Source organism: Paenibacillus sp. MZ03-122A (genome assembly GCF_024213325.1).
GTDB lineage: Bacteria > Bacillota > Bacilli > Paenibacillales > Paenibacillaceae > Paenibacillus > Paenibacillus polymyxa_B.
Genome location: NZ_JANAVI010000002.1, coordinates 662,243 through 687,514 on the forward strand (window position 1 = coordinate 662,243; position 25,272 = coordinate 687,514).

A 25,272-nucleotide genomic window follows, 5' to 3' on the forward strand; every position below is an offset into this window, starting at 1 on the left:
TATGACGATAAGAAACAGCCTGCTTGTATATGTAATACAAACAGGCTGTTAATAGACTCTATATTTAGGATGCAACGTGGCTGGATTGTAAAATGGCAGACAGCTTTTCCTGGAAAGTCGGAATACCTACACGCTGTACATATGCGTAAAAGCTTTCGCCAGCGCTCCTGTTTTCTTTGTAGAACAGAATGAGCTCTGCCAGTACAGGTCCAACCTGATCCCCGCGTACGCGACCTTTGAGCGCCTTGTTAAACTGGGCGCCTGCTCCAAGCGCTCCGCCGACAGCGATATCGAACGCGTCGACCAAGCCTTCCGGTGTCTTAATAAGCGAGCCTTGCAGACCAATGTCCGCAATATGCTTTTGACCGCAGGAATTCGGGCAACCGATAAAATGAATGCGCACCTTTTCATCCAATTGTACGTGCTGATCCAAATACTCGGCAACGTCAACCGCCCGTTTTTTGGTTTCCACAATCGCCAAATTGCAAAACTCATTTCCTGTGCACGATACCGTACGACTCATAAAATGCTTGGGCTGTGGTGTCAGGCGTTGCAGCACGGGGGCTTCCAGTAGTTCATCCACCTGCTCATCCGGTACGCCGCTCAGCAAAATATTTTGCGACATCGTGGTACGAATCTGACCATCGCCATAGCGGTCAGCCAGGTCGGCCAGTTCATGTAACTCGTCAGCACTAAGGCGACCGACAGGAACGTTCAGACCGACATAGTTCAGACCTTTTTGAGCTTGAGGATGCACGCCGTCAAAATAGGCGGCTTGCCAGCCAATCGTTTTGTCCTCGCCTCGTCCGGGCATTTCACCGATGTACTCGGTGAGCTTAGCCAGAAATTTGTCTGGGCCCCAATCGGCAACGAGGAATTTCAAGCGGGCATGGTGCCGCTTTTCCCGATAGCCGTAATCACGGAAAATGGTGGTGACAGCAATAGCAACCTTCAGTACTTCCTCAGGACGAACAAACAAATCCAGAGACTGTGCCATATGCGGCTTGGCGGACAAACCTCCACCAACCATCGCATGGAAGCCGACCACTTCTTTTCCGTCGAGGATCTTGGTGGCTGGAGTGAAGGACAGGTCGTTAATTTCAGCCTGTGCATTATTGTACGTATTACCGGAGATAGACATTTTGTACTTGCGCGGCAGATTGGAGAAGTCTCGATTTAATAAGAAAAAGCGGTTTACTTCATCTACAATCTCCTGGGTATCCACCAATTCATTGGGATCGATGCCAGCCAGTGGATTACCAACAATGGTACGCGGGCAGTCTCCACAGGCTTCAAAGGAATACAAATTAACTTTTTCCAGTCTTTCAAAAATATCAGGCAAGCTTTCGACCGTCAGCCAGTGAAATTGAATCGCCTGGCGAGTGGTGACATCCACAAGACCGCGTCCATATAGCGCGGATATGTCCGCCAATGCATGTGCCTGTGCTGAAGTCATGATCCCTGTGTTGATGCGGACCCGCATCATGAAATGACCATCCTTAGGCTTTTGCTGATATACCCCAGCCCATTTGAAACGGTCCATATCGTCCGCAGAGATCGAGTCATAGCCTTCGTTGGCATAGTTTTCAATAATGGTACGGATAACGTCGAGACCGTCCTTTTCCAGCTTGACTAACTCGAATTTGTTAAGCTTATCGGGATGAGCGTTCCAGATTGGTTCGTAGGCCATTCTTTTAACCTCCTGTAGGTGCTTATTTATACTTTAGTGTTTTGGATAGAGGATTCATGATTTTATTCTTTATTTCCGACAATAAAACTAAGATATAATGTGATGGTATCATAGTTGGTTATGCCCGTAAACGAAGGAATGACCTAAACGGTATAACGATTATTTATCGTTTTTGCTTATTTTTTTGATATAAGGATTTGGAAAATTTATAATATAAATAGCATGAGGGGACAGGGATGTAGCAAACGCGCCTTTTAGAAAAAGATAGGGCTTAAAGCGATTGTATACGTGTCCCCTCTATGGTAGATTTGGACTAACTGATAGAACAGGGTCATGTAAGAGAGGAAATGGTGAGTATATGCGTAAGATGGGGAAAAGGGCAGTTGTTCTAGCTCTGGGCAGCGCTCTATGTGTTTCTGGAACGGCAGGTGCAGCTAGCAGTGGAACTGCGTTAAAGGCCAGAGTCATTAATGGTGGGGTCTATGTTAACGTAAGCGATATGAATAAAGCATTAGGAACCAGCGGCGCATATAACAGCGCAAATGGTACATATACGTTATCGGCCGATCGTGTGCCGCAGGTGGTTAAAAATGTATCTCCTTCTGTGGTCGGTATCATTGGCCGTTCAGCCACGGGAGAGACCGTAGCAGGAGGAGATCGATACAACCTGGCTCACGGCACGGGTGTTATCATTCGTACCGATGGATGGATTGTGACGAATGCACATGTTATCGAAGGATTAGGTGATGCCGTGGTCGTAACCTCGGACGGAAAATCTTATGGAATCACCGACAGCTACAGCGATCCGATCAGTGATTTGGCATTAGTCAAAATCAAGGCAAGCGGCCTCAAACCCGCCACCTTGGCAGCTTCAACGAACAGTCTACAGGTAGGTGAGCAGGTAGTGGCTATTGGTACGCCTATATCCTTTTCACTTCGCAATTCGGCAACCTCAGGTGTTGTTAGCGGGCTGAACCGTGGTGTCAACGCTGCTTATCGTTTGATCCAAAGTGATACCGCGATCAATCCTGGTAACAGCGGCGGTCCGCTGGTCAATCTCAAGGGTGAGGTCATTGGGATCAATACGATGAAATTCTCGGCGGTCGGCATTGAAAATATGGGCTTTTCGATTCCGTCGGATACGGTGAAATATGTCATCGGCCAATTTTTCAAATACGGAGAGGTTCGGCGCGCCAGTCTTGGTCTGAGTCTGGAAGAGAGCTGGTCAGCTATCGTTGGATTACCTACCGAGGACCCTCTGAAAGTTACGAAAATTACCTCAGCCAATGCCATTCAGGCCAAAATCAAGGAAGGCGATGAGCTGTATAGCATTAACGGTAAGCGTGTAGCTTCGGCCATTGATGTCAATGAGCTGCTTAAAAACTATCAACCAGGTCAAACGGTGAGTGTACTAATGCAGTCGGACGGTGATATTGTGAAGCGCAAGCTAGTACTGACACAGGATAATGGTGAAATCTATGAGTCCATTCAGTCTGGAGAAGATGGTGAAGATTCGAACGGTTCGGAGGCCGCTGAAGATGGCGGCGTAGCGCTTCCTAAGGAAACATCGGAGCCAGCTCAAGGGGCAACTACTGGAAAGTGAACAATAACGGCTCTTGAATTTATAAAATAAAGCTAAAGGGAGATTTACTGTGAAGCATATTCAAAGAAAAATGATGCGTAAGCTGGGGGTCGGCGCTGTCGCATTGTCCCTTCTGCTTTCCGCTTTGCCAGCAGTTGCAGCAGATCAAGATAAAACCATGCTGGAATTGCGGTTGCAAAGCGGCAGCAATACAGCCATCATGAACGGCCATAATGCCAATATTACGAAGCCATATTCAAAAAGTGGTGCACTGATGGTTCCAGCTGGTATTTTTAAAAAGGCATTTAACAGCAAAATTCGATTGGCTGAAGATAATGTGGTTAAAATCACTAGCGGAACTCATGTTGTATCGCTGACCATTGGTAGCCGTACTGCTTGGGTGAGAGGTCACAAGGTGACACTTCCAGCTCCACCGGAAATGTCATCAGGTATTCTCATGGTGCCTCTGCGTCAAGTAGCAGAAGGGCTTGGCGGTAAGTTGGAGAAGAACGGCGCCGGAATCATTATTCGGATGGAAGCACAAGAAGAGGCGGGCACGGTAGCTGAAGAGACACCGAACATTGATAATGATGAGGGCAAGACGCAGATCGGGAACAGTTACTATGGCTGGTCTATGAACTATCCAACAGGTCTCGTCATCGGTCAGGGAGGTGGAGATGAGAGTATCTCCACTTTTATGGACGAGAACAGTGCGTACTATATGGAAGTGCACACAGCGTCACAGCCGGTTCCACTGAATGCGGACGATCTGTTGCAACAATTAGTGCAGGCAGCCAAGGAAACGGGAGAAACTGTGATCGATCGAAAATCCTTCCCGAAAGCGAAGGTACCTTATGCTCGTGTCATTACGAAGGATGGGGACGGCGTATTGTGGGAAAATCGTCAGTACTATGACAACGGACGATTGTATGTAGTTTATTTTTCCGATGCTAAAGCAACGAATTATAAAGATCTGGCCCAGTATGCGGGACTGTTAAATTCCTTCAAGACCTCTTTTGATGCGCAGGATAAAAGTATTAAGGACTTGTCCACTGTCGTAGGAGGCACACGCGAGGCCGGAAATCCAGACTACGGCGTGTCACTCAGCATACCCGCAGGCTGGAAAATGGACGATCAACGGATGCAATATGAAAGTAATGATGGATCGAGCTTCCGCATGAAAATAACCTCGGCTCCAGCGGATGGAAAGTTGGAGAACTGGGGACAGCAACTGCAAAAATGGCTGAGCGATTCATTTGTGTCTACGGCTTATGAGGCACAGAAGACGTATCCGCTGGAAGTTGCAGGCGTTCAAGGGTTAGTACAGGAGTACCGTTATAATTTTGGCGATGGATGGGTCAAAGAGTACAATGTGCTGATCCAGCAAAATGGATACCGCTATTTGGCTGAATACGCAGTGCCTGAAAAAGTAAGCAAAGGAAATGATCAGTTCAATGCGCTCATTTCCTCGCTTCAAATCGATTTTCAAACCGTAGCAAGTAACTTTGGACAGTTGGAAGAAGACGACTATTTGACGGACAAAACGAAAACGGTCAAAAAGACGTCAAAAGCCTATGAATATACGGTGAATATCCCACGATATTGGACCGCGATTAGCGATCAATTTGAATTGGGCGATGTAGAGTACCAGTTTACCGGAGGTCGTTTTTCCATCAAAATCGACAACGACCAATCATTTGAACTAACGGTATCCCAGCTCAAGGACTTCTATGATAAGCAAGCAAAGAACTACAAAAACCTCAAAGTTGAGGAAGTTAAGGACGTAACGTTTGCTGGTGTTCCGGCAGTGTCCTTTACATTCCATCGTATAGAGGAAGGCATTGGCTACACAGGCCACCAATTGGTTTTGGAACGTGACGGAAAAACGTATACTGTGACAACAACATTAAATGATGCGAACAACACGGCTGTACAGTCTAACGCACTGGATTCGACGTTAAATTCGTTTAATTTTGTGAAGTAGAAGGTGTAGGTAAAAGATTAGCGAGGTTGTGGGGGAAGCGCTACGCGTGCCATTTGAGCCTACGATCGCTGACGCTTCTTCGGATTCCAATGGCCCGCTTCACTGACGCTCGCCAAATACCACCAATCTTATAATGAGTGAAGTAAGCACTAGGGAAGTCTATACGTATTTCCCCGTATAGGAGGAATCCAAAATGATTACGCTAAAAGCAGTCGACAAACATAATTGGGAAGCATGTGCCGAACTTGAACCGACACCTGAGCAAAAAAGATTTATGGTATCTAACCTTTTTTCGATTGCGGAGTGTCAGTTTTTAGATGGATTTTTATCTAAAGCAATTTATAATGATGACGAATTAATTGGTTTTACAATGTATGGTTTAGACCCGGATGACGGAAATTACTGGGTTTACCGATTTATGATTGACGAAAGATTTCAAGGTCAAGGTTATGGCTACAATGCGATGTTGCTGGTTATCGACGAAATAAGGAAAGCCAGTGATAGGACGGATGTTATCATGATTGGGTATAAACCAGACAATGAACTAGCTAGAAAGCTATATAGTAAAACAGGCTTCAGAGAGAAGGGAATATCACCTTGGGGAGAAATGCTTGCGAAGTATAGGTTTGCCTAGTTAATGATAGGATGACTCACCTCCAAAGCACCGCTTGACGGGTTTGGAGGTGTTTTTAGTATTATTTTTTAAAGGAATCGCTTGGAAAGTGTAGAAGCTTAGGTCGCAGTCTGGTACACTAGATTAGTTACAAGATAAGAATGATTCTGCCGCAGATGTTTGTGATGCGGATTTTTTGAGTTGGATGTAATTCACGCGAGGAACCGATGGTTCAGTGTGTGGATGATCGGACAAGATGATAGAGACGGATAGGATTTAAAATATGATTCTTAGTAGGCTTCCATTCCCCTGACTAACCATGATCAGCTTTGGAATGAGTCTATGGAACATCCATGAGATTACCAAGTAAGCAGCATAGCTGCCCTGAAAACAACGATTATTCCTCGGGGGATCATTCGTTTTCAGCATATGGGGAGGGCAATAATGAAATCAGCAGTACGAAGAGAAGATGTTGAGCTTCTGGCACCAGCCGGTGACTGGGATTGTATGCGTGCGGCGGTGGCAAACGGGGCTGATGCGATCTTTTTCGGGGTGGAAAAGTTCAACGCACGAGCACGGGCGAATAATTTCCGCATGGAGGAACTGCCTGAAATTATGGCGTTTTTGCATAGCTATGGGGTTAAAGGTTTTTTAACATTCAATATATTGGTATTTGAAAACGAGTTGGAGGACGCTAAGGAGCTGGTCGATGCCTGTATTGATGCTGGAGTCGATGCCTTAATTGTCCAGGATATGGGCCTGGTGAAAATGATCCGCGACATTTCACCGGATTTTCCGATTCATGGTTCTACCCAAATGACGATTACCTCGCCGGAAGCGGTAGAGTTTACAAAACCCTTCAATATGGAACGGGTCGTGCTTGGACGCGAAAACAACCTGAAACAGATCCAAAAGATAGGCGATCAGGCGAGGCTTCCAATGGAGGTATTCGTACATGGAGCGTTATGCGTATCTTATTCTGGTCAATGCCTGACTTCAGAAATGTGGGGCGGCCGCTCTGCTAACCGTGGTGAGTGTGCACAGGCATGTCGTTTGCCTTACGATCTAATGGTGGACGGAGAGCAGAAACCAATGGCAGATGTGACGTATCTGCTGTCACCTAAGGATCTGGCAGCGATTGACTTGATGCCTGAACTGATCGACGCGGGTGTTGTTTCTTTTAAAATTGAAGGGCGACTGAAAACACCTGAATATGTGGCAAATGTGGTCAGCAAGTACCGCAAGGCCATTGATAAGTATTTTGATGGCGATACGTCCAAGACCAGCAAAGAAGATATCCGCGAGCTGCAGCAGAGCTTTTCACGCGGCTTTACGCACGGTTTTCTCGAAGGGACCAATAACAAGAAGCTGGTTGACGGTACATTCCCGAAAAGCCGGGGGGTGTATCTGGGCCGAGTGGAACAAATCCTTCGTGATGGCGTAGTGTGCCGTATTGATGCACCGCTCAAGCGTGGCGATGGTATTGTATTCGATGCGGGAGATCCCACGCAAAAAGAAGAAGGCGGACGCGTATACGATATCCGCCGCAAGGGCGTGAAGATTGAAGGCGAAGCCGGAGAAGGCTGGATCATCGACATCGTAGCGGGACGCAACGATGTGGATCTGCGCCGTGTGCACGTGGGCGACCGCATTTGGAAGACCAACGACCCAGCGCTGGACAAACGTCTGCGCCAGTCGTACGACACCGACAAGCCGTACCGGGTCTTCCCGGTATATGTGCGGGTCAGCGGCTCTCCAGGGCAACCGCTGTCGACATGGTGGACCGACGTGCAGAAAGGCACAACGGTCCGCGTGGACTCCGAGCTGGAGCTCGAAATTGCCCAGAAGCGTCCGATGACGCATGAACTGCTCGAAGAGCAGTTCGGCCGACTGGGCGGAACGGTGTTCCAGCTGGAAGAACTGGACGTCCATCTGCATGGGGACGTCATCGTGCCGATGCGCGAGCTGAACGGTATCCGCCGTCAGGCGGTGGAACTGCTCGCGGGCGAGCGCCCCAAACCGCCCGTGTACACGAAACGGACGGTCGAGGTGTATGACGATGCATCGACTCCGGCATCGTCTGTTGCACGCGGTCAGGCAGAGCTGACCGCGTTGTGCCGCAGCCTCCCTCAGGTGGAGGCTGCGCTTGAGGCCGGCGTGGAATTCATCTACGCCGACTTCGAGTTCATCAAGCAATTCCCAGCAGCCGTAGAGGCTGTGCACGCTGCAGGCCGCCGAATTGCGCTGGCGACCCCGCGTATTCACATGCCGGGTGAAAATGGCTACCACAACAATATCCTGCGCTTGAAGCCGGATGCTGTGTTGGTACGCAATCCAGGGGCACTGTATTTCTACTTGCGACATCGGTTGGAGAACCCGGACGCACATCACCCGCAATTGATTGGTGACTTCTCGCTGAACATAGCCAACCATAAAGCGGCTGATCTGTTCCTGGATTCTGGCTGCGACCTGGTTACGCCTTCGTACGATCTGAACATTCAGCAAATGGTCGATATGCTCAGACGTACACGTACTGATAAGCTGGAGATCGTGATCCAGCAGCATATGCCCATGTTCCATACTGAACATTGCGTATACTGCACCTTTATGAGTGAAGGCACCGACTACACTAACTGTGGACGTCCATGTGAGGACCATCGCGCATCCCTGCGTGATCGAATTGGTATGTCTCATCCGGTCCGTGTGGACGAAGGCTGCCGCAACACGGTGTACAACGCGATTGAGCAATCCGGCGCGGAATACCTATCCAACTTCCTGGAGCTGGGCGTGTCCCGTTACCGCGTGGAATTTTTGGAGGAGACACCGGAGCAAGTGCATGAGGTTATTGATCTCTATAACCGTGCCCTGCGCGGAGAAATCAGTGGAACACAAGTATGGAAGACGCTGAAAGCGACGAATCAGTTGGGTGTTACACGTGGGCAGCTGGTGAAGTAAAAGGATGCTATAGGTTATCACAGTTATTTATTTTGATATTTGAACGTAGAAAAAGAAAAAATAGGGTATGTGCTTTGAGAGCACATACCCTATTTTTATCAATAAGTCCATTTGAAATACTATGAATCTCGTATTGTTATACTTTCTGGACTTTCGTTTTTTTGGAAAAAACAATGAATTTTTGCCCGACATAATTAATTAAAGTATAGAAGATATTCCCGATTAGGATGGACAGATTGCCTGAAATTGCATTGTTTTTAATACTCAGACTTGAGATCAAGAAGTGGCTGATTAGATAGCTGAGACAATACGATAGCAAATAGCATATCAATATGATAAAGACAAACTTCCAAATGGTCTGTCCATGGCTTGCATTGTTTTTGAAAGTAAATCTTTTGTTTAAGAAATAGCTTACAGTGGCACCTACAGAATTACCAATAAAGGTCGATAACCAGTAGTTAGTCCCTAAAGTATTAAAGAGCAGGAACATGACGGACATGCCGCATATTGTATTTAGGACACCTACGACAAGAAAACGGAAAAAGCTATTCTGAAATAAAGTCAAATTAGTCACCTGTTCGCATCTGTTTATTGGACAGCCACAGCTTCCCTCTCACTATTTTTCACTTTTTTTGTGTTTTCAGTATCTAGGGTGCTCTGGGAATCTAATAGGGTCTCAATAATATATTTGGGTCTTTGTTTTACCTCTTTATATATTTTACCGATATATTCGCCAATGAGCCCCAGTGCTACAAGTTGCAGACCACCTATGAACCAGATGGACAACATTAAAGAAGACCAGCCCCAGACAGTGGTTCCAAGGAGCTTACTAATAATGGTATACACAGCTATTAATAAGCTTATGCCAAACATTGCAAAACCTACCGCTGAGATAAGCCGGATTGGGGTTATACTAAATGAAGTGATTCCATCGAAAGCAAAAGCGAGCATTTTCTTTAAAGGATATTTGGATTCTCCTGCAAAGCGTTCATGTCGATCGTAATAAACTTCAGTAGACTTATAACCTATTAACGGAACTAGACCACGTAAAAAGAGATTTACCTCTTTAAAGTTGCTTAATTCCTGGAGAACTCTTTTGCTCATTAAACGGTAATCCGCATGATTGTATACAATATTGACTCCCATTTTACTCATAACACGATAAAAGCCTTGGGCTGTTGAACGCTTGAAGAATGTGTCGGTGGTTCTACTTTTTCGAACCCCATATACGATGTCATAACCTTCTTTGAACTTTATTATAAATTCTCGGATGGCACTGAGATCATCCTGCAGGTCAGCGTCAACGGATATCACACAATCAGATGTCTCTTTAGCTTCCATTAACCCAGATAATAGGGCGTTTTGATGGCCGGCATTTTTCGCCAATTTGAGACCACTGACAAAAGGATTTTTTAGATTATATGATGCTATGATGTCCCATGTTTTATCACGGCTACCATCGTCAACAAACAACATTTTACTATGTTTAGAAATGAGCTGGCTCTCTGCCAACTCCTCAAGAATGACCGTAAGTCTGCTTATAGTTTCAGGCAGTACCTCTTCTTCGTTATAACAGGGAATAACTAACGTTAAAACAGGGTTACTGATTATTGAATCCAAAGAACTCTCTCCTCAAATTTTGGCATATCTGGTACTCAAATTTCTATCCTTTTTAGTTTATAATATGGTTTACTTAAATTATATAACATTGCAATGACTAAGTGCTATAATAAACTATTAGCAATTTACAAACGTTAATCGAATTATTGAATAATTTAGTAAGTTTTGTTGAAAAGGAGTTTTAACCTATGAAAATCCGTAAAGCGATTATTCCTGCTGCGGGATTAGGAACCCGGTTCCTTCCTGCTACGAAAGCCATGCCTAAAGAGATGCTACCCATTGTAGACAAACCAACAATTCAATATATTATTGAAGAGGCTGTTGCATCTGGTATAGAGGATATCATTATCGTTACTGGTAAAGGCAAAAGGGCGATTGAGGATCATTTTGACTACTCCTTTGAGCTGGAGCATAATTTGACTGCGAAGGAAAAATGGGATCTGCTCAATGAAGTGCGTAAACCATCGGAGATGGCAGATATCCACTATATTCGTCAAAAGGAACCTAAAGGGTTGGGGCATGCCATCTGGTGTGCACGTAAGTTTATCGGTGACGAACCTTTTGCCGTCCTTTTAGGGGATGACATCGTTGAGTCTGAGAATCCGTGCCTCAAACAGATGATAGACGTGTTCGATGAGTATCAGCGTTCTGTTGTAGGTGTAAAACAAGTGGATTGGAACGAGGTACATCGTTACGGCATAGTTGAAGGTCATGCACTTACTTCCAAAATCTCTGAAGCGGAACGATTGGTAGAAAAGCCAAAGAAGGAAGAAGCAACCTCCAACTTGGCGATCATGGGACGTTATATCTTGACGCCTGATATTTTTGATATCCTGGGTCAGCAATCTGCGGGAGTAGGCGGGGAGATTCAGTTGACGGATGCATTGTCCAAACTGGGAGAAAAGAATCCGATCCTGGCCTACGAATTTGACGGGAATCGCCATGATGTTGGCGAGAAATTGGGATTCATTGAAACAACGATCCATTATGCTCTACAGCATAACGAAATCAAGGATGAAGTACTGGCTTATATGAGACAGGTTATTGAAGATATTGATCAAGAAAAATAAACACCTCACCAAACCTCTCTTTCTCCAAATAAAAAAGAGACTACCGGATGATATAACATCATCTGATAGTCTCTTTTTCTATACTATTTCTCCGATTTTAACTGAGCAATTTGCTCCCTCTCCTTCGGATCAGCTTTAATCAGCTTATCGTACAATGCTTTGTCATCCTGTCCCTGCTGTTGCAGAGCAGCGATATAGTAGCGGGCGACCTCACGATTCGTAGCATCACTCAAATCGTCCTTCAGACCGTTTTTCAGGATGCTGGCAGCCTCTGCAGGCTTGCCTGACATGAATTCAATTTTGCCAGTGCTGAGCGCAATACCTGGAGTTACCTCAAAAGTACGTGTCAACTGAATTTCAGGTGGAACCGTCTTAATATGAGCTACCCCATCCAGAACCTGCTGGTATGCAGCAAGGCCTGCTTGGAAATATTTCTGCTCCTTGGCGGTGTCCTTCTGTTCACGTGCCTTATCACCAATAGAGTAGGCTTGAGTAATCAACATGTTGTACCAGTCATTGTCCCATTTGAAGTTGGAAATGTTATTTTCCAAAATACTGAAGGCTTGCTCATGCTCACCTTTTGCTTTTAAAAGGTTAACTTTGGAGTTATACATGATTTTATTATACGGTTCTGCCTTCAGGCCCGTATTAAGTACCTCTATTGCAGCATTATAAAATTCCTCTTTTTTCGTTTGATCATACACATTCTTGTACAGTGCAGCCAAACTTATAACCGAATCTGGGTGCGTAGGACGAAGTTCAAGATCCTTATTAATGGCACTTTGGATTTCCTCAAAAGATGTGCTGACCGCCATGATCTGTTTGGCAGATGTGGCAGCATTGGCCGATTGCACGAAGCGGAGACCTGCAAAAAGCACCACAATGCTTAGAATGCCGATGACTGCACTATACATGATTCGGAAACCAGAAGTACTCATGGACAAGCGTCTAAGAGGTTTGCTGTCCATAGCAGCGGTCATACCACCAAGACTCATAAATATCAGTATGCCCATGAACACGTAGCTCAGATTAAAGTCCAGCAAGCTATGAAGTAAGATCGAGAGCGCCAAAATGAGATACAGAAAGTGAGAATCCCGTTCTTCATCATTTTGTCTAATATAGTTACGGATATATTTGTAGAAAATAAATAAGATGAATGACATGAAAATTACAAAACCGAGAATACCAACCTCAACCAGATACTGCATGAAGAAGTTATGGGCCTGACGGCTTGTGTAAGGATAGTCTTGGTATTTCTCATATAAAGTAGCCCAACCGCCGCCGCCGGTGCCAATAACAGGATGATCTTTAATCGATTTGGCAGCATCCTGATAGAATACAAGTCGTTCCAGTACACTATGCTGCCGGAAATTGATATTTTCAAACCGGACCTGGACGTTTTCTGGTAGTACGCTGCGCAGGCCAGTTCCAATAAACAGAAAAGCCAGCAAGCCAATCACGACAACTGATCCGACAGGCAGCCATAGGTTGGATAACTTACGGGAAGTCCAGCCTGTGAGGGCACTTTCCAACTTCGGTGCCAGATAACGTTCAACAAGCCACAGTACAACAGCTACAGCAAGGGAGACCCCAATAAGTAACCCCCAAGCCTTGGCAGCCTCACCACCGTTGTAGGCCTTATTGAGTTGTAATCCCATATTTGTAATTGGCGCCAAGATAGATATTGACGCTACACCAGCAATGGCGCAATGCAAAATCCATATAATTTGGCGTGCAGGTTTAAGGAAAAGCAAGAGCAGCACGAAAACGACTGGCAACATAACCAGACCGCCCCGTGACAAGGTCAGGAATAACGAGACCAGAATAGGCACCAACATGAAGCCGTGAATAGCCTTGCCATACCATAGTTTTGATTTCATCAGACAGAAAACGGCAGCGAATAGGAAAGCCATTAGAAAAGCGGCATATGTATTCGCATATTGAAACACGGATGTCAGCCGGAGACCATTTGTATCTGTCATAACTGCATTGGTATAACGATATTGATACACATATTGGGTAAACCAGCCTACCATCTTGCCGGCAATTACCCACTGTCCGAACCAGTTAATAAAGCCAAAGCCGACAATGACATAAGCAACAGTCATAATCAGGTTGTGAATAATCTTATTGCCTAAGCGATCTTGTAGTAGATAGATTGAGATGATAAACAGGGCGGCATATATGCACTGTACCACCACCATATTCATGGCCAAGTAATGCGAAGCTGCTGAAGTCAGTGAAAGCACATAAGACAGGGGAAGCAGTAGTACTAATACAGCCAGCCAATCCCTTTGCTCTTCCAGCTTGAATTTTTTATAATAGGTTACAATTCCTAAAATCAATAGAATCGTGCTGATGATCAAAGCCCAATACAAAGGCTTCTCAAAGTCGAGCATTTGACCATTAAAAAGCGCAGCCTGGAAGGGGGCCCAAGCTAAAAACAGAATCATGCCAACAATTAACACCCAAAACATAGCCGGCCTTTTATCGTCACGGGTCGACGTTTTGGCCTGTTTCCCGTATACTGGATTCGACAAGGTTTACAATCTCCTTTTCTTGTAGATACGTCAACATTTTAGCATATCGTAGCTGTTAGAGCCATATCGCAACAAAGACCATACCAAATTTTTACAATGTTTGATTGTAAGAGACTTACCAAACCATGTTTAAGGTCGTGACACACTCGTATGAATTTAACTGAAAACTTATCAAAAAATTTAAAGTTACTCTGGGAACTGTCTAAAAAAGATATTAAATCTAGATACCTTGGTTCGTTTATGGGGGTACTCTGGGCTTTTATACATCCTATGGTATCTATACTTGTTTATTGGGTCGTATTTCAGGTTGGTTTTAAAAATGTACCTATTGGAGATACTCCCTTTATACTTTGGTTATTAACAGGAATGGTGCCTTGGTTATTCTTTTCTGAAAGCTTAGCAACTGCAACCAATAGTATTATAGAAAACAATTATTTGGTAAAGAAGATTGTTTTCCGAGTTGGTTTGCTGCCGATGGTGAAAATTTTGTCAGCTCTGTTTGTACATGTATTTTTTATCATTGTTCTTTTCATTATGTTTAAAATCTACAATGTTGAATTTACGATTTATAACATTCAAATCCTTTATTATTTATTAGCCACGATTTTTCTTTCCTTGTCCATTTCTTACATAACAGCGACATTAGTTGTTTTTGTAAAGGATGTTGGTCAAGTTGTTGCGGTATTTATTCAGCTATTCTTTTGGCTTACGCCGATCTTTTGGAATTTAAATATTGTTGAAGATAAGTATCAGTTTTTCTTTAAACTAAATCCTGTTTTTTATATCGTCGAAGGATATCGGGATACTTTTATTGATCACAAATGGTTCTGGGAGCATCCATCAATGACGATCTACTTTTGGGCTATTGTGATTATCGCAGGTACTATAGGAATCAAAATTTTCAAGAAAATGAAATCTCATTTTGCAGATGTATTGTGAGGAGAAAATGATGAATCAAACAGAATCAGTTGCTGTGGAAGTTAATAATGTCACTAAAATATATAAAATATATGATAATCCCAATGAGCGATTAAAAGAGGCCGTTCATCCCTTTAAAAAAAGTATCATTCTGAATTTAAGGCCATCAGTGACCTGTCCTTTTCCATAAATAAAGGACAAGCGATTGGTATTATTGGTAAAAATGGTTCTGGAAAATCGACTCTTTTAAAGATGATCACAGGCGTGATTACTCCCACCAACGGAAGCATTAAAGTGAATGGGAAAGTTGCTGCTCTTTTGGAATTGGGCGCGGGTTTTAATCCGGATTTAACAGGAATGGAAAACATATATTTGAATGGAACCCTTATGGGGTATAGCAAAATAGAGATGGATGGTAAACTTGAATCTATTGTATCCTTTGCGGATATCGGGGACTTCATTAATCAACCAGTCAAAATGTACTCCAGTGGTATGTTTGCCCGTTTAGCCTTTGCAGTAGCTATCAATGTTGATCCAGATATTTTGATTGTAGATGAGGCCTTGTCTGTTGGAGATATTTATTTTCAGGCAAAATGTATTACCAAAATGAAGGAGCTCTCCAAAAAAAGTACGGTTTTATTTGTCTCACATTCCATGGATACCATTAAAAGTTTTTGTGATACAGCGTTGCTGATTGATAAAGGACACATGGTCGAAATTGGTCCAGTGAAACGTGTAGCACAAATTTATGAAAACATTGTTAACCAGGAAATTGCAGATATGAAACGTGTTCAATCCTTGGATGTATTTGTTAATTCTGAAACAGATAAAAAGAGTTCGCTGTTGCTGTTAGAAGAGGACCCTGCTTTTGCAAAACGTGCCAATGAGTTTCGTTCTGGAACGGGAGATGCGCGTTTTATAAGAGCGGACTTGTTAGTCAATGGAGAAGTTGTGAACCAGGTCCCTTTTGGCGAAATGGTTACTTTGCGTTTATTGGCACAATATTATAAAGATATAGATTCTGAGGGAACTATTGGCTACATGGTTAGAAACCATACTGGTGTCGATGTGTTTGGCATGAATATCTATAATAAAGCAAAATTAGTTCCGAAAATGCAAGCGGGAGGCATTCTGGAGGTTAACTTTAATTTCCGTAATCTGTTATCTGAAAGTGGTAAATACACCATTTCTATTGGTTTGAAGCCTAAGCCTTTTGAGCCTCTTTATCTGGATAGCGTAAGTATAGCAGCTGTATTTGAGGTTCCTAAGCCCGAGAATAATTACGTACCAGGATTAATATTTGTAGATAACACAATAGATTTGCAAGTCATTAATTAAGGCTGGTGATAAAATGTGTGGGATTTTGTTTTCTAATGTAGCCATAAATAAAGAAGTATTTCTTAATTCTTTAAATATAATGAAACACCGGGGGCCTACGGCCCCACTTTGTGTATATCAGAGTGAAAACTTTATGCTGGGGCATAACAGATTAAGTATCTTAGATTTGGATCGGAGAAGTGATCAGCCCTTTTTCTCTGATGACGGAAGATATGTGATTATATTTAACGGAGAGATCTATAATTATAAAGAATTAGCCTCCAGCTATTCAATTCAAATGAGAACAAACTCAGATACTGAACTTTTATTGAAGCTTTATATTCAATATGGTCCCCAAATGTTGAATTGGCTTAATGGAATGTTCAGTTTTATTGTTTTAGACATCCAGCAGAAATCATTTTTTGTAGCACGAGATCGTATGGGAGTAAAGCCGCTTTATTACAACAGATATGGGGAAGAGTTCATTTTCAGTTCTGAAATTGCTCCATTGCTCCCATTAGTCCACCACATTTCTATAGATCAAGAAGCCGTAAGACAATATAAAAAGATGAGATGCTTTTTTAATGATCGTACTATCTATAATGAAATAAAAGAGTTTCCACCAGGATATTATTACGAGAATGGCGAATTTATTAAATATTGGGAAATTGATTACTCTGAAAAAGAACCTCCTTCCGATGAGGAACTTGAATTTCTAATTCGCTCTGCAGTAGAGTACCGTAAGATCGCAGATGTTGAAATTGGAAGTTACCTAAGCGGGGGATTGGACAGTACGATTATTACCGCACTTGCCAAAGTAGAGCATACTTGGACTGTTGGTTTTGAAGATTATAATGAGTTTCAGTGGTCTGAAATCGCAGCAACAAGATACAATACCATTCATCATCCGATATTGTTTGAACCTGATCACTTTTTATCATTAGCTCGAGAGCTTATAACTGTAAAAAAAGAGCCTCTGTCTGTGCCCAATGAAGTGTTACTGTATCATATGACTCAGCAAGCATCTGCTAAAAATACAGTCATATTAAGTGGAGAAGGCGCTGATGAGCTTTTCTTTGGGTATGACCGCATTTTCAGATGGGCTAGTAGCACTACAGACTTCGATATCCGAGCCTTTAGTGAACTCTACACCTACGGATCTGAAGATGATATAGAGATTGTAGAAGACGCTTTGGCACCTTTCATGAAGTTAAAGTCGCCTCAAAAAATCGTAGCTGCATTCTTTCAGCAAGCCCATTTGAGAGGGTTACTTAAAAGACTGGATAGTGCCTCAATGTTAAATTCCGTGGAAGCAAGATCTCCTTTCTTGGACTATAGATTAATTGAAAGGCTTGCAGGTGTAAATTCTCTGTACAAAATGAAGGATGGGGTTGTTAAGGCTCCTCTCAAGAGAATTTTTAAAGATATTGTCCCTGCAGAGATTGTAAACAGAAAAAAGGTGGGTTTTCCTGTTCAACTTGAAAAAGTCCTATCTTCTGAGAAAATTGAAGGGAAGACGACATTCGACAAATGGTTTAACTTCAATTTAACTACGTTAGGAGAAATCTTATGATTATCGGCTATACTTCCGGGGTCTTCGATTTATTTCATATTGGGCATTTGAATTTGTTGAGAAATGCTAAATCACTCTGTGATAAACTCATTGTTGGTGTGACGACAGATGAGTTAGTTTCCTATAAGTACAAAAAAGCAGTAATTCCTTTTGAGGAAAGAATTGAGATTGTCAGAAACATCAGCTTTGTTGATACTGTAATTCCTCAGGACTCCATGGATAAATTTGAGGTTTGGCAAAAATTAAAATATGACGTAATGTTCGTTGGTGATGATTGGTTTCAAAATGAACGTTGGGACCAGTATGAGTTGCAGTTTAAGGAAGTTGGAGTGAAAATTATATATTTTCCCTATACGAAGAGTACATCATCGACTTTACTGAATGAGACATTACTGAAATTAAGAAAATAAGTATAAGATTTTTGCCTGAAAGGAAGAGGTTTTGCAGTGAATATGAACAGATCTATAGCTTTTGTCATTCACAATCTAGTTTTATATGAAACGATTAAGCCTTTAATTGAGGAGTGTGAAAGAAAGCAGATCGTTTGTGATATTTATGTCCCTCACATTGAAGAAGAAGATTGGGGAGACATGTCCTTAGATACCTATCATTATTTGAAGAACAATGGTATAAAAGTGACTCTAACAAGCTCTGTACCTGACAAGGCATATAAAATAGCCTTCTATCCTTATCTCCCTTATTATTTGGAAGTTAAGTCCGATTATAAGTTTAGATATCAGTATGGAATGGCTAAGCCAAACTGGAATTTAGACACATGGAGTCGAAATTTCGATTTTATCTTTTGTAATGGGCTGTATGATTCCTCGGTTCTGGCAGCGTACACTCAGACTGAAATCGTAGGAATGATTAAATACGCCAAATTTCAAAGGAAGAAGCGCGAAACGGATAAATATAATTTGCTTTATTTGCCTACGTATGGGAATGAGTCGTCTATTGAGCTTGTTATGAACCATATTGAAGAAATGTCAGATACCTTTAATATGAAGGTGAAATTGCATCATGGCACTTCTTTTTTGGAGCATGATCGGGTTAGTCTAGTTAAGTCTCATATTCCTGATGTGCTTGATCATAAGGCTTCTCTTGTTCATTTAATAGAGGAAGCTGATGTGATATTGTCTGACGGCTCTGGGGCTATATTTGATGCGCTGTTTACGGACACTCCAATTGTAATATTCCAACATCCCCAAACAGAATCTTTCGAGGGGATTTTACCTTTGGAAGAACAAATAGTTCAGCAAAATATTGTTCCTTTTGTGAGCGATAACGGCAATATTAAACAAACCTTACTTAATGCAATCTTAGATGAACAACTAATACAACAAAGAAGGAAATTTACTTTAGAGATGTTTCCGGTTAAAGGAAGAGAGACGATAGATAAGTGTATGGATGTAATTAGCAGATTTCTAAAAGATGACGTGGACCATGCTTATAGAGCAGGGCATACACGCCTGAATAATGAATTTAATGAATTACAAGCTCATAATCATGCTCAAAGCCAAGAAATAGAGCAGCAAAAACAACACATTGTTGAGCATATGGATCAGATTAACACATTGATTCAAACGCGAGATCATCAGGAAAATGTAATAAGTAGCATGTCAGCAGATTTTAAATCCCTGTCTGAAAAGAAAGACGAATTAGAACAGAAATATGTTCAACTTACACAGGATTATAATAACGAAAAAAACAACTTGGATATATTAAATCATCAATATAGACAACTATTTGGTCAATATAATGAACTGAACACCCAGTTCAGTGAGTTGGAAGAATATAATGGAAGACTGTCTACAGAGATTCACAATATTTATAACTCTAAAAGGTGGAAAATGGCGAATAAACTTAAACATATCTTACACAAGTCCAAAATGATATATGTTCTTAAGGGATATAGAGTATGGAAAAGTTATGGCACCACTATCTTACTGAAAAAGATAAAATCTAAAGTGTCGAATAAGCTTAAAAGAACGAACGCGGGGGATCAGCCGATTGATCTACGTAAAGATGAAGGGAATTACAATCAGTTATTAACCTGGTATGAGTATAAATTTTACAATTATAAAGTATCTAAAGATAACTCATTTTCTCTGGAGCTTGATAAGTTCGAGATTAAATTTGAGAAGGATCTTATATCGGTCGTCCTTCCTGTATATAACGGTGAGGATTATGTATCAAAAGCTATTGATAGTATTCTGCAGCAATCTTACAAGTATTTTGAACTCATTATTATTAACGATGGTTCAAAAGACTCAACGGCAGAAATTATTGATGAGTACGCTAAAGCAGATCATCGTATCAGAGTAGTTCATCAGGAAAATCGTAAAATACCAAGAACATTATCCAGAGGTTTTAAACTAGCCAAGGGTGAATATCATACGTGGACAAGTGCAGATAATATCCTCCCTGAAAATTTCCTGGAGAAGATGGTAGCTGATCTTAAAAGAGATGAAAATATTGGTATGGTATATGCGAACATGAGGTTAATCGACTCTGCTGGTCAAGTGATTTCCAACCATGGCTGGTATGAAGAACCACAGTTCAGTGGCAATGTTATGCTGCCTAAGTCTGCATTGGAGTTAAACGTATATCCTAACAATACGATTGGTGCAGCTTTTATGTATAGGGCCAAGGTATCCCAGTTATTGGGTGACTATTCTAGTTATAAGCATACCCTTGAGGATTATGATTACTGGATGAGAGTGAACTCTCTATTTGAGCTCAAACATGTGACGTTCGATGAGCCTATATATGATTATCGCTGGCACGATAAGTCACTGACCGCTTTAGATCAAGAACTAGGCATCACCTCTAACAGATATAAACTCATGGTACTTGATGATTTTAGAAGAGATTTTTATCTGACCCCATTAGTATGGATCATTGAGGGAGATGCTACTGAAGTTGGTGAGTTTAAGAAGTATGTTCTTGCTAAAGGACATACTGTGGTTGGAAGAGATGAAGTGAATACGATTATTGGTCTTAATTTGGCAACGCCTATTTGCTATTTATATATAAAAACAGGCGAAGTCCATGATTTTGAATTTATTGATTCTAATACTTTATCGTCTATGTATGCACTGCTTATAGATAAATCAGAGCATACAACAGATACATTTGTAGCTGACTATCCGTGGGATCTGAAAATAAAGGATAAAATGAATGATGAAACAGATAGCAATTATGACTTTTTTGCACAGGATACGGAAGTTCTGTTCTCTCTTATAAATACGAAGGTTAAGAACGATCACTTGTACCGTATTGAGGCGGTCATTGAAAGTGAACCCGTTTATAATAAGAGATTATCAGTTATTATTTGTACTTACCAGCGGAGTGAAAAGCTATCGAATGCGATTAAATCTGTCATAGAACAGTCGTTGGATAAAGCAGACTATGAAATTATCGTTGTAAATAATGATTATTTGAATGATGAGATTCATCATTTGGTTCGTGAGTTCAGAGCAACCTGTAATATTGACGAATCCTTCCTCCGATATATGGAGGCTCCATTAAAAGGTCTTTCCTTTGCGCGTAATGTTGGTTTATTTGGGGCAGAAGGAGAGGTCATACTCTATATTGATGATGACGCTATTGCAAACTCTAACTTGCTTGAGGAAACCATCAGAGGGTTCTCAGATCGTCCCGATATCGGGGTCATGGGTGGGAATATCATACTCAATTTACACGAGGAACGGCCTGAAGTGGTTAAACCAGGTACTGAAGCATACTGGAGTCAGCTTATCGTGGAAGGCGAAGAAATTATCGATTCTAATTTTCAGTGGGAGTTCCCTTATGGAGCCAATTTTGCAGTTAGACATGCTGCGCTAATGCGAATTGGGGGCTTTAGAAGCGCCTATGGGCGTAAAGGAAACAATTACGCTGGAGGAGAAGAAATTGTTGTATCTTTTGCTATGAGAGAAATCGGCTATAAGGTTGGTCTTAATCCTAAAATGAAAGTCATTCATGATGTGGACACCTCCCGATATACTGTTGAGCATGTTAGAAAGACAATGCGAAACAGTATTTTAACTAATTACCAATTGCAAAAGGATCTGTATGCGCCGATGGAATCGGATATTGAGGCAGATAAGAATCACCTTGAAATTGTTAAAGCTGAATTAGATCATTTGCAGAAGATTCCGACTAAAAATCGAGACGTTGAAATTGATATTCTGTATAAACAATACACAGTTGAAGCGTATGAAGAATTAATACAAATGAAGGAAAACGATATAAATTCTCGAAAACAGTTGGCAAGAGCATATAGATAATTAATAAAACTTTAAAGGCGCCTCTTTTATAAAAAAATAAGGGGCGCCTTTATTAGTATGGAGCGGTTAAATGAAAATTTTATATTTCTCTCCAATCTATTGGAATGATTTAAAACAACGTCCGCAACATATGGCCGAAGAGTTTGCTAAAATGCCGGGGGTTCACATCACCTTTGTAGAACCATCCATTAGCATACTTAATAGTATTGTAAGGCAGAACTCAGATTATAAGAGAAGAAATCAAACCATAAATGATAGTCTTCAAATATTCAGGCCTTCGGGCAGTCTGAGATTGCCTAGAAGCTTTGAAAGCCTAGACATATTCCATATGAATCAATGGTTTGAAAAAAGGCAGTTGGAAGATTTAGTTTCCAGTGCAGATATCATTTGGTTAGGAAGTCCAGTCTTTTATCCTCTTATTAAATCAAATAATAATAAGAAGATTGTGTTTGATCGAATGGACGACTATGTATTTCTAACTAACAATGCATTAATGAAGAAATTACTCGAAAAGTGGGAAATTGAATTACTTGCCAAGGCGGATCTGGTTATTTCTACAAGTAATCATTTGCATAAGCATTCTCAAACATTATGTAGACAATCTTATTTAGTGAAAAATGCTGTGGATACAGCTATACTAAACATAAATGTAGATAGCTTGGTTGCTGATGAATTGAGACGTTTAAAGCAAGAGGGCTACTATATTTTTGGCTATGTGGGAGCGATTGACCACTGGTTTGATGTAGAAGCGGTTAAGGCTATTACTGATTTTGATGAGAAATTTGTTGTATGTTTGGTTGGGAGAAATAACCTGAATTATAATTTTGAACAGCATAATAGGATTAAATATTATGAGACTGTTCCTAAATCAGAAATTGGTGCGATTATTAATGCTTTTGATATTTCTTTATACCCCTTTTTGAGGAATTCGGATAGAATTGATACGATCAATCCAGTAAAAGTTTATGAGTATTTGAGTTTTAATAAAGTGATATTAGCGGTGGATAGCGAAGAAACAAGGCTCTTAAATCAGGAAGGGATTTATCTATATCATAGTTTAGAGGAAATAAGAAAATATCTAATGGATATAGATACCCTACAACGCCCTTTTTATGATCAAGAGCAACTGGAAAACTTCGTAGTCCATAATAATTGGGAAGCTCGTGCAAAAACCATTATGGAGCTGCTTATAAAAGAGCTTCAATAGGAGGAACTTAGATATGAAAGGGATTATATTAGCTGGAGGGACTGGATCTAGATTATACCCCCTTACTAAAGTTACAAACAAACATTTGTTGCCGATTGGTAAATATCCGATGATATATTACTCTATTGATAAACTCAAAAAGGCGAATATAAATGATATTTTAATCGTTACTGGAAAAGAACATATGGGAGATGTGGTCAATCTCTTAGGAAGTGGTGTCGACCTTGGAGTTACTCTGACTTACAAAGTGCAAGATGAAGCCGGGGGGATTGCACAGGCTTTGCTTTTAGCTGAGCATTTTGTTGGCAATGACAAGATGGTTGTTATTTTGGGGGACAACGTTTTTAAAGATGATATCTCATCGTTTGTTGAAAAATTCAAACTTCAAGAATCAGGAGCGAAATTATTACTTCATAAAGTGCCTGATGCTAATCGCTATGGAGTACCAGAACTACAAGGCGATAACATTGTAAATATTGAAGAAAAGCCAGAGGTTCCTAAGAGTGATTATGCAGTTACGGGCATTTATATGTTCAATCACTCTGTATTCAATATCATCAAGACCTTGACTCCTTCAGCAAGAGGAGAATATGAAATAACAGATGTTAATAACGCTTATATTCAACGAAACCAACTTACATTTGATATTTTAGAGAACTGGTGGACTGATGCGGGAACACATAGTTCTTTGATGCTTGCTAACAAATTAGTAAGTGAAATGGGTTATGAGCTGTTTTCTTAGTATTATCATAGAACTAAAGATACCTTATGCTAAATAATTAAGAAAGCGAGTCTATTTAAATGCAAATTGTAAAAGCTCTTCCAACTAGAATAAAGTGGGTGGATGTACTAAAGGGATTGGCGATTATTTTTTTAGTATTCTCACATTTGGTGCCCCATGGTTTTAAAGGTAATGAAATGATGGATAAGAGCTTTATTATAGGCTATTTTTATTCCTTCCATATGCCTCTTTTCTTTTTTGCTTCTGGGTTTACTTCTAATTTTCAGAAGTATAAGTTTAGTAGTTTTTTGTGGTCTAAAATCAAAACAATCCTTTTACCATATACGACTCTGTATATATGCTCACTACTGTATTTTGGTTGGATGCATTGGATGGGGATTGTCGGAACGCTCGATCCAATGGTTGTTATTGAAACTTTTTTATATGCAGATGGAGATCACTTAGGTATTCTAAACATGTCTCTTTGGTTCCTACCTTGTCTATTCTTAGCCCAGATCATTTCGTACTTGGTCTTGAAAATTTCGTCCAAAAGAAGTTATATGTATATATTTTGGATATTGCTAACCATACTTGGTGCATTCTTAAGCAAGCTTGACACACATGCACTTCCTTGGTCATTTGGCACGTCAATTAATGCAGCCTCTTTAATTATTTGTGGTTATATATTCAAATTGAATGAACAATATTTTATTGAAAAAATTAGAATTAACAAACCATATGTTGCTTACGCAGCGGGCTTTCTGGGTCTTTTATTATTTTTAATGAATGATAAACCAGGCATGTCAGGAAATTACTATGGACATAATTATGTATTATTTTATCTGTCGGTATTGGCTAGTTTAATATTTTATATATACTTATCCAAAAAAATTGAGTCATCTAGTTTACTGTCCTATTTTGGTAAAAACTCTTTAATTATATTTGGTCTGCATGGATTAATACTTAGCTTCTGGGAGAATATGAATTTTTACGAGAAGTTTTCTGTTACAACAAATATGTATTTAGATGGAATTTCATTTGTTGTTATTTCTACCTTGCTTGTCTTCTTAAGTTGTATTCTTTTTATTGAACTATTTAATAGATTCTTACCTTTCCTGATTGGCAAAAAATTTAGTTCTGGTAGTTCTAATAAAACAGCAACAATTCCCAATAAGATTGTTTAACGATTAACT

At 41.0% G+C, this 25,272-nt stretch carries 16 protein-coding genes and 1 pseudogene; 13 read left to right on the top strand and 4 right to left on the bottom strand.

The features are described 5' to 3' along the window. Window positions 1-64 precede the first annotated feature (64 nt). Window positions 65-1,690, bottom strand: coding sequence for a nitrite/sulfite reductase (locus NLX74_RS06970; protein ID WP_235306453.1), 1,626 nt, complete (start codon window positions 1,688-1,690; stop codon window positions 65-67). Between the two features lie 358 nt (window positions 1,691-2,048). On the opposite strand from NLX74_RS06970, the gene NLX74_RS06975 reads away from it, so the two are divergent. From NLX74_RS06975 to NLX74_RS06990, 4 genes are all read left to right on the top strand, one after another. After that, on the top strand, window positions 2,049-3,293 hold the full coding sequence (locus NLX74_RS06975) for a S1C family serine protease (RefSeq protein ID WP_254328312.1): 1,245 nt from the start codon (window positions 2,049-2,051) through the stop codon (window positions 3,291-3,293). Window positions 3,294-3,342: 49 nt separating this feature from the next. After that, a complete protein-coding gene (locus NLX74_RS06980) occupies window positions 3,343-5,256 on the top strand; it encodes a stalk domain-containing protein (RefSeq protein WP_235306452.1) in 1,914 nt (637 codons plus the stop codon). A gap of 193 nt (window positions 5,257-5,449) precedes the next feature. Continuing rightward, on the top strand, window positions 5,450-5,890 hold the full coding sequence (locus tag NLX74_RS06985; RefSeq protein ID WP_061829971.1) for a GNAT family N-acetyltransferase: 441 nt from the start codon (window positions 5,450-5,452) through the stop codon (window positions 5,888-5,890). 423 nt (window positions 5,891-6,313) lie between these two features. After that, window positions 6,314-8,824, top strand: a complete 2,511-nt coding sequence (locus NLX74_RS06990) for a U32 family peptidase (protein ID WP_254328313.1) — start codon at window positions 6,314-6,316, stop codon at window positions 8,822-8,824. A gap of 136 nt (window positions 8,825-8,960) precedes the next feature. On the opposite strand, the gene NLX74_RS06995 is transcribed toward NLX74_RS06990, so the two are convergent. After that, window positions 8,961-9,398, bottom strand: coding sequence for a GtrA family protein (locus NLX74_RS06995; RefSeq protein ID WP_367997020.1), 438 nt, complete (start codon window positions 9,396-9,398; stop codon window positions 8,961-8,963). A 14-nt stretch (window positions 9,399-9,412) separates the two neighbouring features. After that, window positions 9,413-10,444, bottom strand: coding sequence for a glycosyltransferase family 2 protein (locus tag NLX74_RS07000; RefSeq protein ID WP_254328314.1), 1,032 nt, complete (start codon window positions 10,442-10,444; stop codon window positions 9,413-9,415). A gap of 188 nt (window positions 10,445-10,632) precedes the next feature. Here NLX74_RS07000 and galU point away from each other — a divergent pair, with 188 nt between their 5' ends. Beyond that, a complete protein-coding gene (galU, locus tag NLX74_RS07005; RefSeq protein ID WP_254328315.1) occupies window positions 10,633-11,514 on the top strand; it encodes a UTP--glucose-1-phosphate uridylyltransferase GalU in 882 nt (293 codons plus the stop codon). Window positions 11,515-11,597: 83 nt separating this feature from the next. Here galU and NLX74_RS07010 read toward each other — a convergent pair whose 3' ends face one another. Next, entirely contained in the window at window positions 11,598-14,054 is a 2,457-nt protein-coding gene (locus tag NLX74_RS07010; protein ID WP_235306449.1) for an O-antigen ligase family protein, read from the bottom strand. 150 nt (window positions 14,055-14,204) lie between these two features. On the opposite strand from NLX74_RS07010, the gene NLX74_RS07015 reads away from it, so the two are divergent. The 8 genes and pseudogenes from NLX74_RS07015 (at window position 14,205) to NLX74_RS07050 (ending at window position 25,263) form a co-directional block, all read left to right on the top strand. After that, on the top strand, window positions 14,205-14,993 hold the full coding sequence (locus NLX74_RS07015; protein ID WP_235306448.1) for an ABC transporter permease: 789 nt from the start codon (window positions 14,205-14,207) through the stop codon (window positions 14,991-14,993). 10 nt (window positions 14,994-15,003) lie between these two features. Continuing rightward, window positions 15,004-16,310: pseudogene (locus NLX74_RS07020) on the top strand (ABC transporter ATP-binding protein). A 13-nt stretch (window positions 16,311-16,323) separates the two neighbouring features. Next, window positions 16,324-17,862 carry an asparagine synthase (glutamine-hydrolyzing) gene (asnB, locus tag NLX74_RS07025; RefSeq protein ID WP_254328316.1) on the top strand — a complete coding sequence of 513 codons (1,539 nt, stop codon included), beginning with the start codon at window positions 16,324-16,326 and terminating at the stop codon, window positions 17,860-17,862. Continuing rightward, a complete protein-coding gene (locus tag NLX74_RS07030) occupies window positions 17,859-18,272 on the top strand; it encodes an FAD synthase family protein (RefSeq protein WP_013312205.1) in 414 nt (137 codons plus the stop codon). The genes asnB and NLX74_RS07030 overlap by 4 nt, the downstream gene beginning before the upstream one ends. Before the next feature lie 42 nt (window positions 18,273-18,314). Further along, a complete protein-coding gene (locus tag NLX74_RS07035) occupies window positions 18,315-22,151 on the top strand; it encodes a glycosyltransferase (RefSeq protein ID WP_254328342.1) in 3,837 nt (1,278 codons plus the stop codon). 70 nt (window positions 22,152-22,221) lie between these two features. Continuing rightward, window positions 22,222-23,358, top strand: coding sequence for a glycosyltransferase family protein (locus tag NLX74_RS07040; protein WP_235306446.1), 1,137 nt, complete (start codon window positions 22,222-22,224; stop codon window positions 23,356-23,358). Window positions 23,359-23,371: 13 nt separating this feature from the next. After that, window positions 23,372-24,100, top strand: coding sequence for a sugar phosphate nucleotidyltransferase (locus NLX74_RS07045; RefSeq protein ID WP_061831721.1), 729 nt, complete (start codon window positions 23,372-23,374; stop codon window positions 24,098-24,100). 59 nt (window positions 24,101-24,159) lie between these two features. Further along, window positions 24,160-25,263, top strand: coding sequence for an acyltransferase family protein (locus NLX74_RS07050; RefSeq protein ID WP_254328317.1), 1,104 nt, complete (start codon window positions 24,160-24,162; stop codon window positions 25,261-25,263). Window positions 25,264-25,272: the final 9 nt, after the last annotated feature.

Excerpts from the sequence above, each read along its gene's own strand:
- NLX74_RS06970 (WP_235306453.1), bottom strand. The coding sequence starts at position 1,690 with ATGGCCTACGAACCAATCTGGAACGCTCATCCCGATAAGCTTAACAAA.
- NLX74_RS06975 (WP_254328312.1), top strand. The coding sequence starts at position 2,049 with ATGCGTAAGATGGGGAAAAGGGCAGTTGTTCTAGCTCTGGGCAGCGCT.
- NLX74_RS06985 (WP_061829971.1), top strand. The coding sequence starts at position 5,450 with ATGATTACGCTAAAAGCAGTCGACAAACATAATTGGGAAGCATGTGCC.
- NLX74_RS06990 (WP_254328313.1), top strand. The coding sequence starts at position 6,314 with ATGAAATCAGCAGTACGAAGAGAAGATGTTGAGCTTCTGGCACCAGCC.
- galU (WP_254328315.1), top strand. The coding sequence starts at position 10,633 with ATGAAAATCCGTAAAGCGATTATTCCTGCTGCGGGATTAGGAACCCGG.
- NLX74_RS07015 (WP_235306448.1), top strand. The coding sequence starts at position 14,205 with ATGAATTTAACTGAAAACTTATCAAAAAATTTAAAGTTACTCTGGGAA.
- asnB (WP_254328316.1), top strand. The coding sequence starts at position 16,324 with ATGTGTGGGATTTTGTTTTCTAATGTAGCCATAAATAAAGAAGTATTT.
- NLX74_RS07030 (WP_013312205.1), top strand. The coding sequence starts at position 17,859 with ATGATTATCGGCTATACTTCCGGGGTCTTCGATTTATTTCATATTGGG.
- NLX74_RS07035 (WP_254328342.1), top strand. The coding sequence starts at position 18,315 with ATGAACAGATCTATAGCTTTTGTCATTCACAATCTAGTTTTATATGAA.
- NLX74_RS07040 (WP_235306446.1), top strand. The coding sequence starts at position 22,222 with ATGAAAATTTTATATTTCTCTCCAATCTATTGGAATGATTTAAAACAA.
- NLX74_RS07045 (WP_061831721.1), top strand. The coding sequence starts at position 23,372 with ATGAAAGGGATTATATTAGCTGGAGGGACTGGATCTAGATTATACCCC.
- NLX74_RS07050 (WP_254328317.1), top strand. The coding sequence starts at position 24,160 with ATGCAAATTGTAAAAGCTCTTCCAACTAGAATAAAGTGGGTGGATGTA.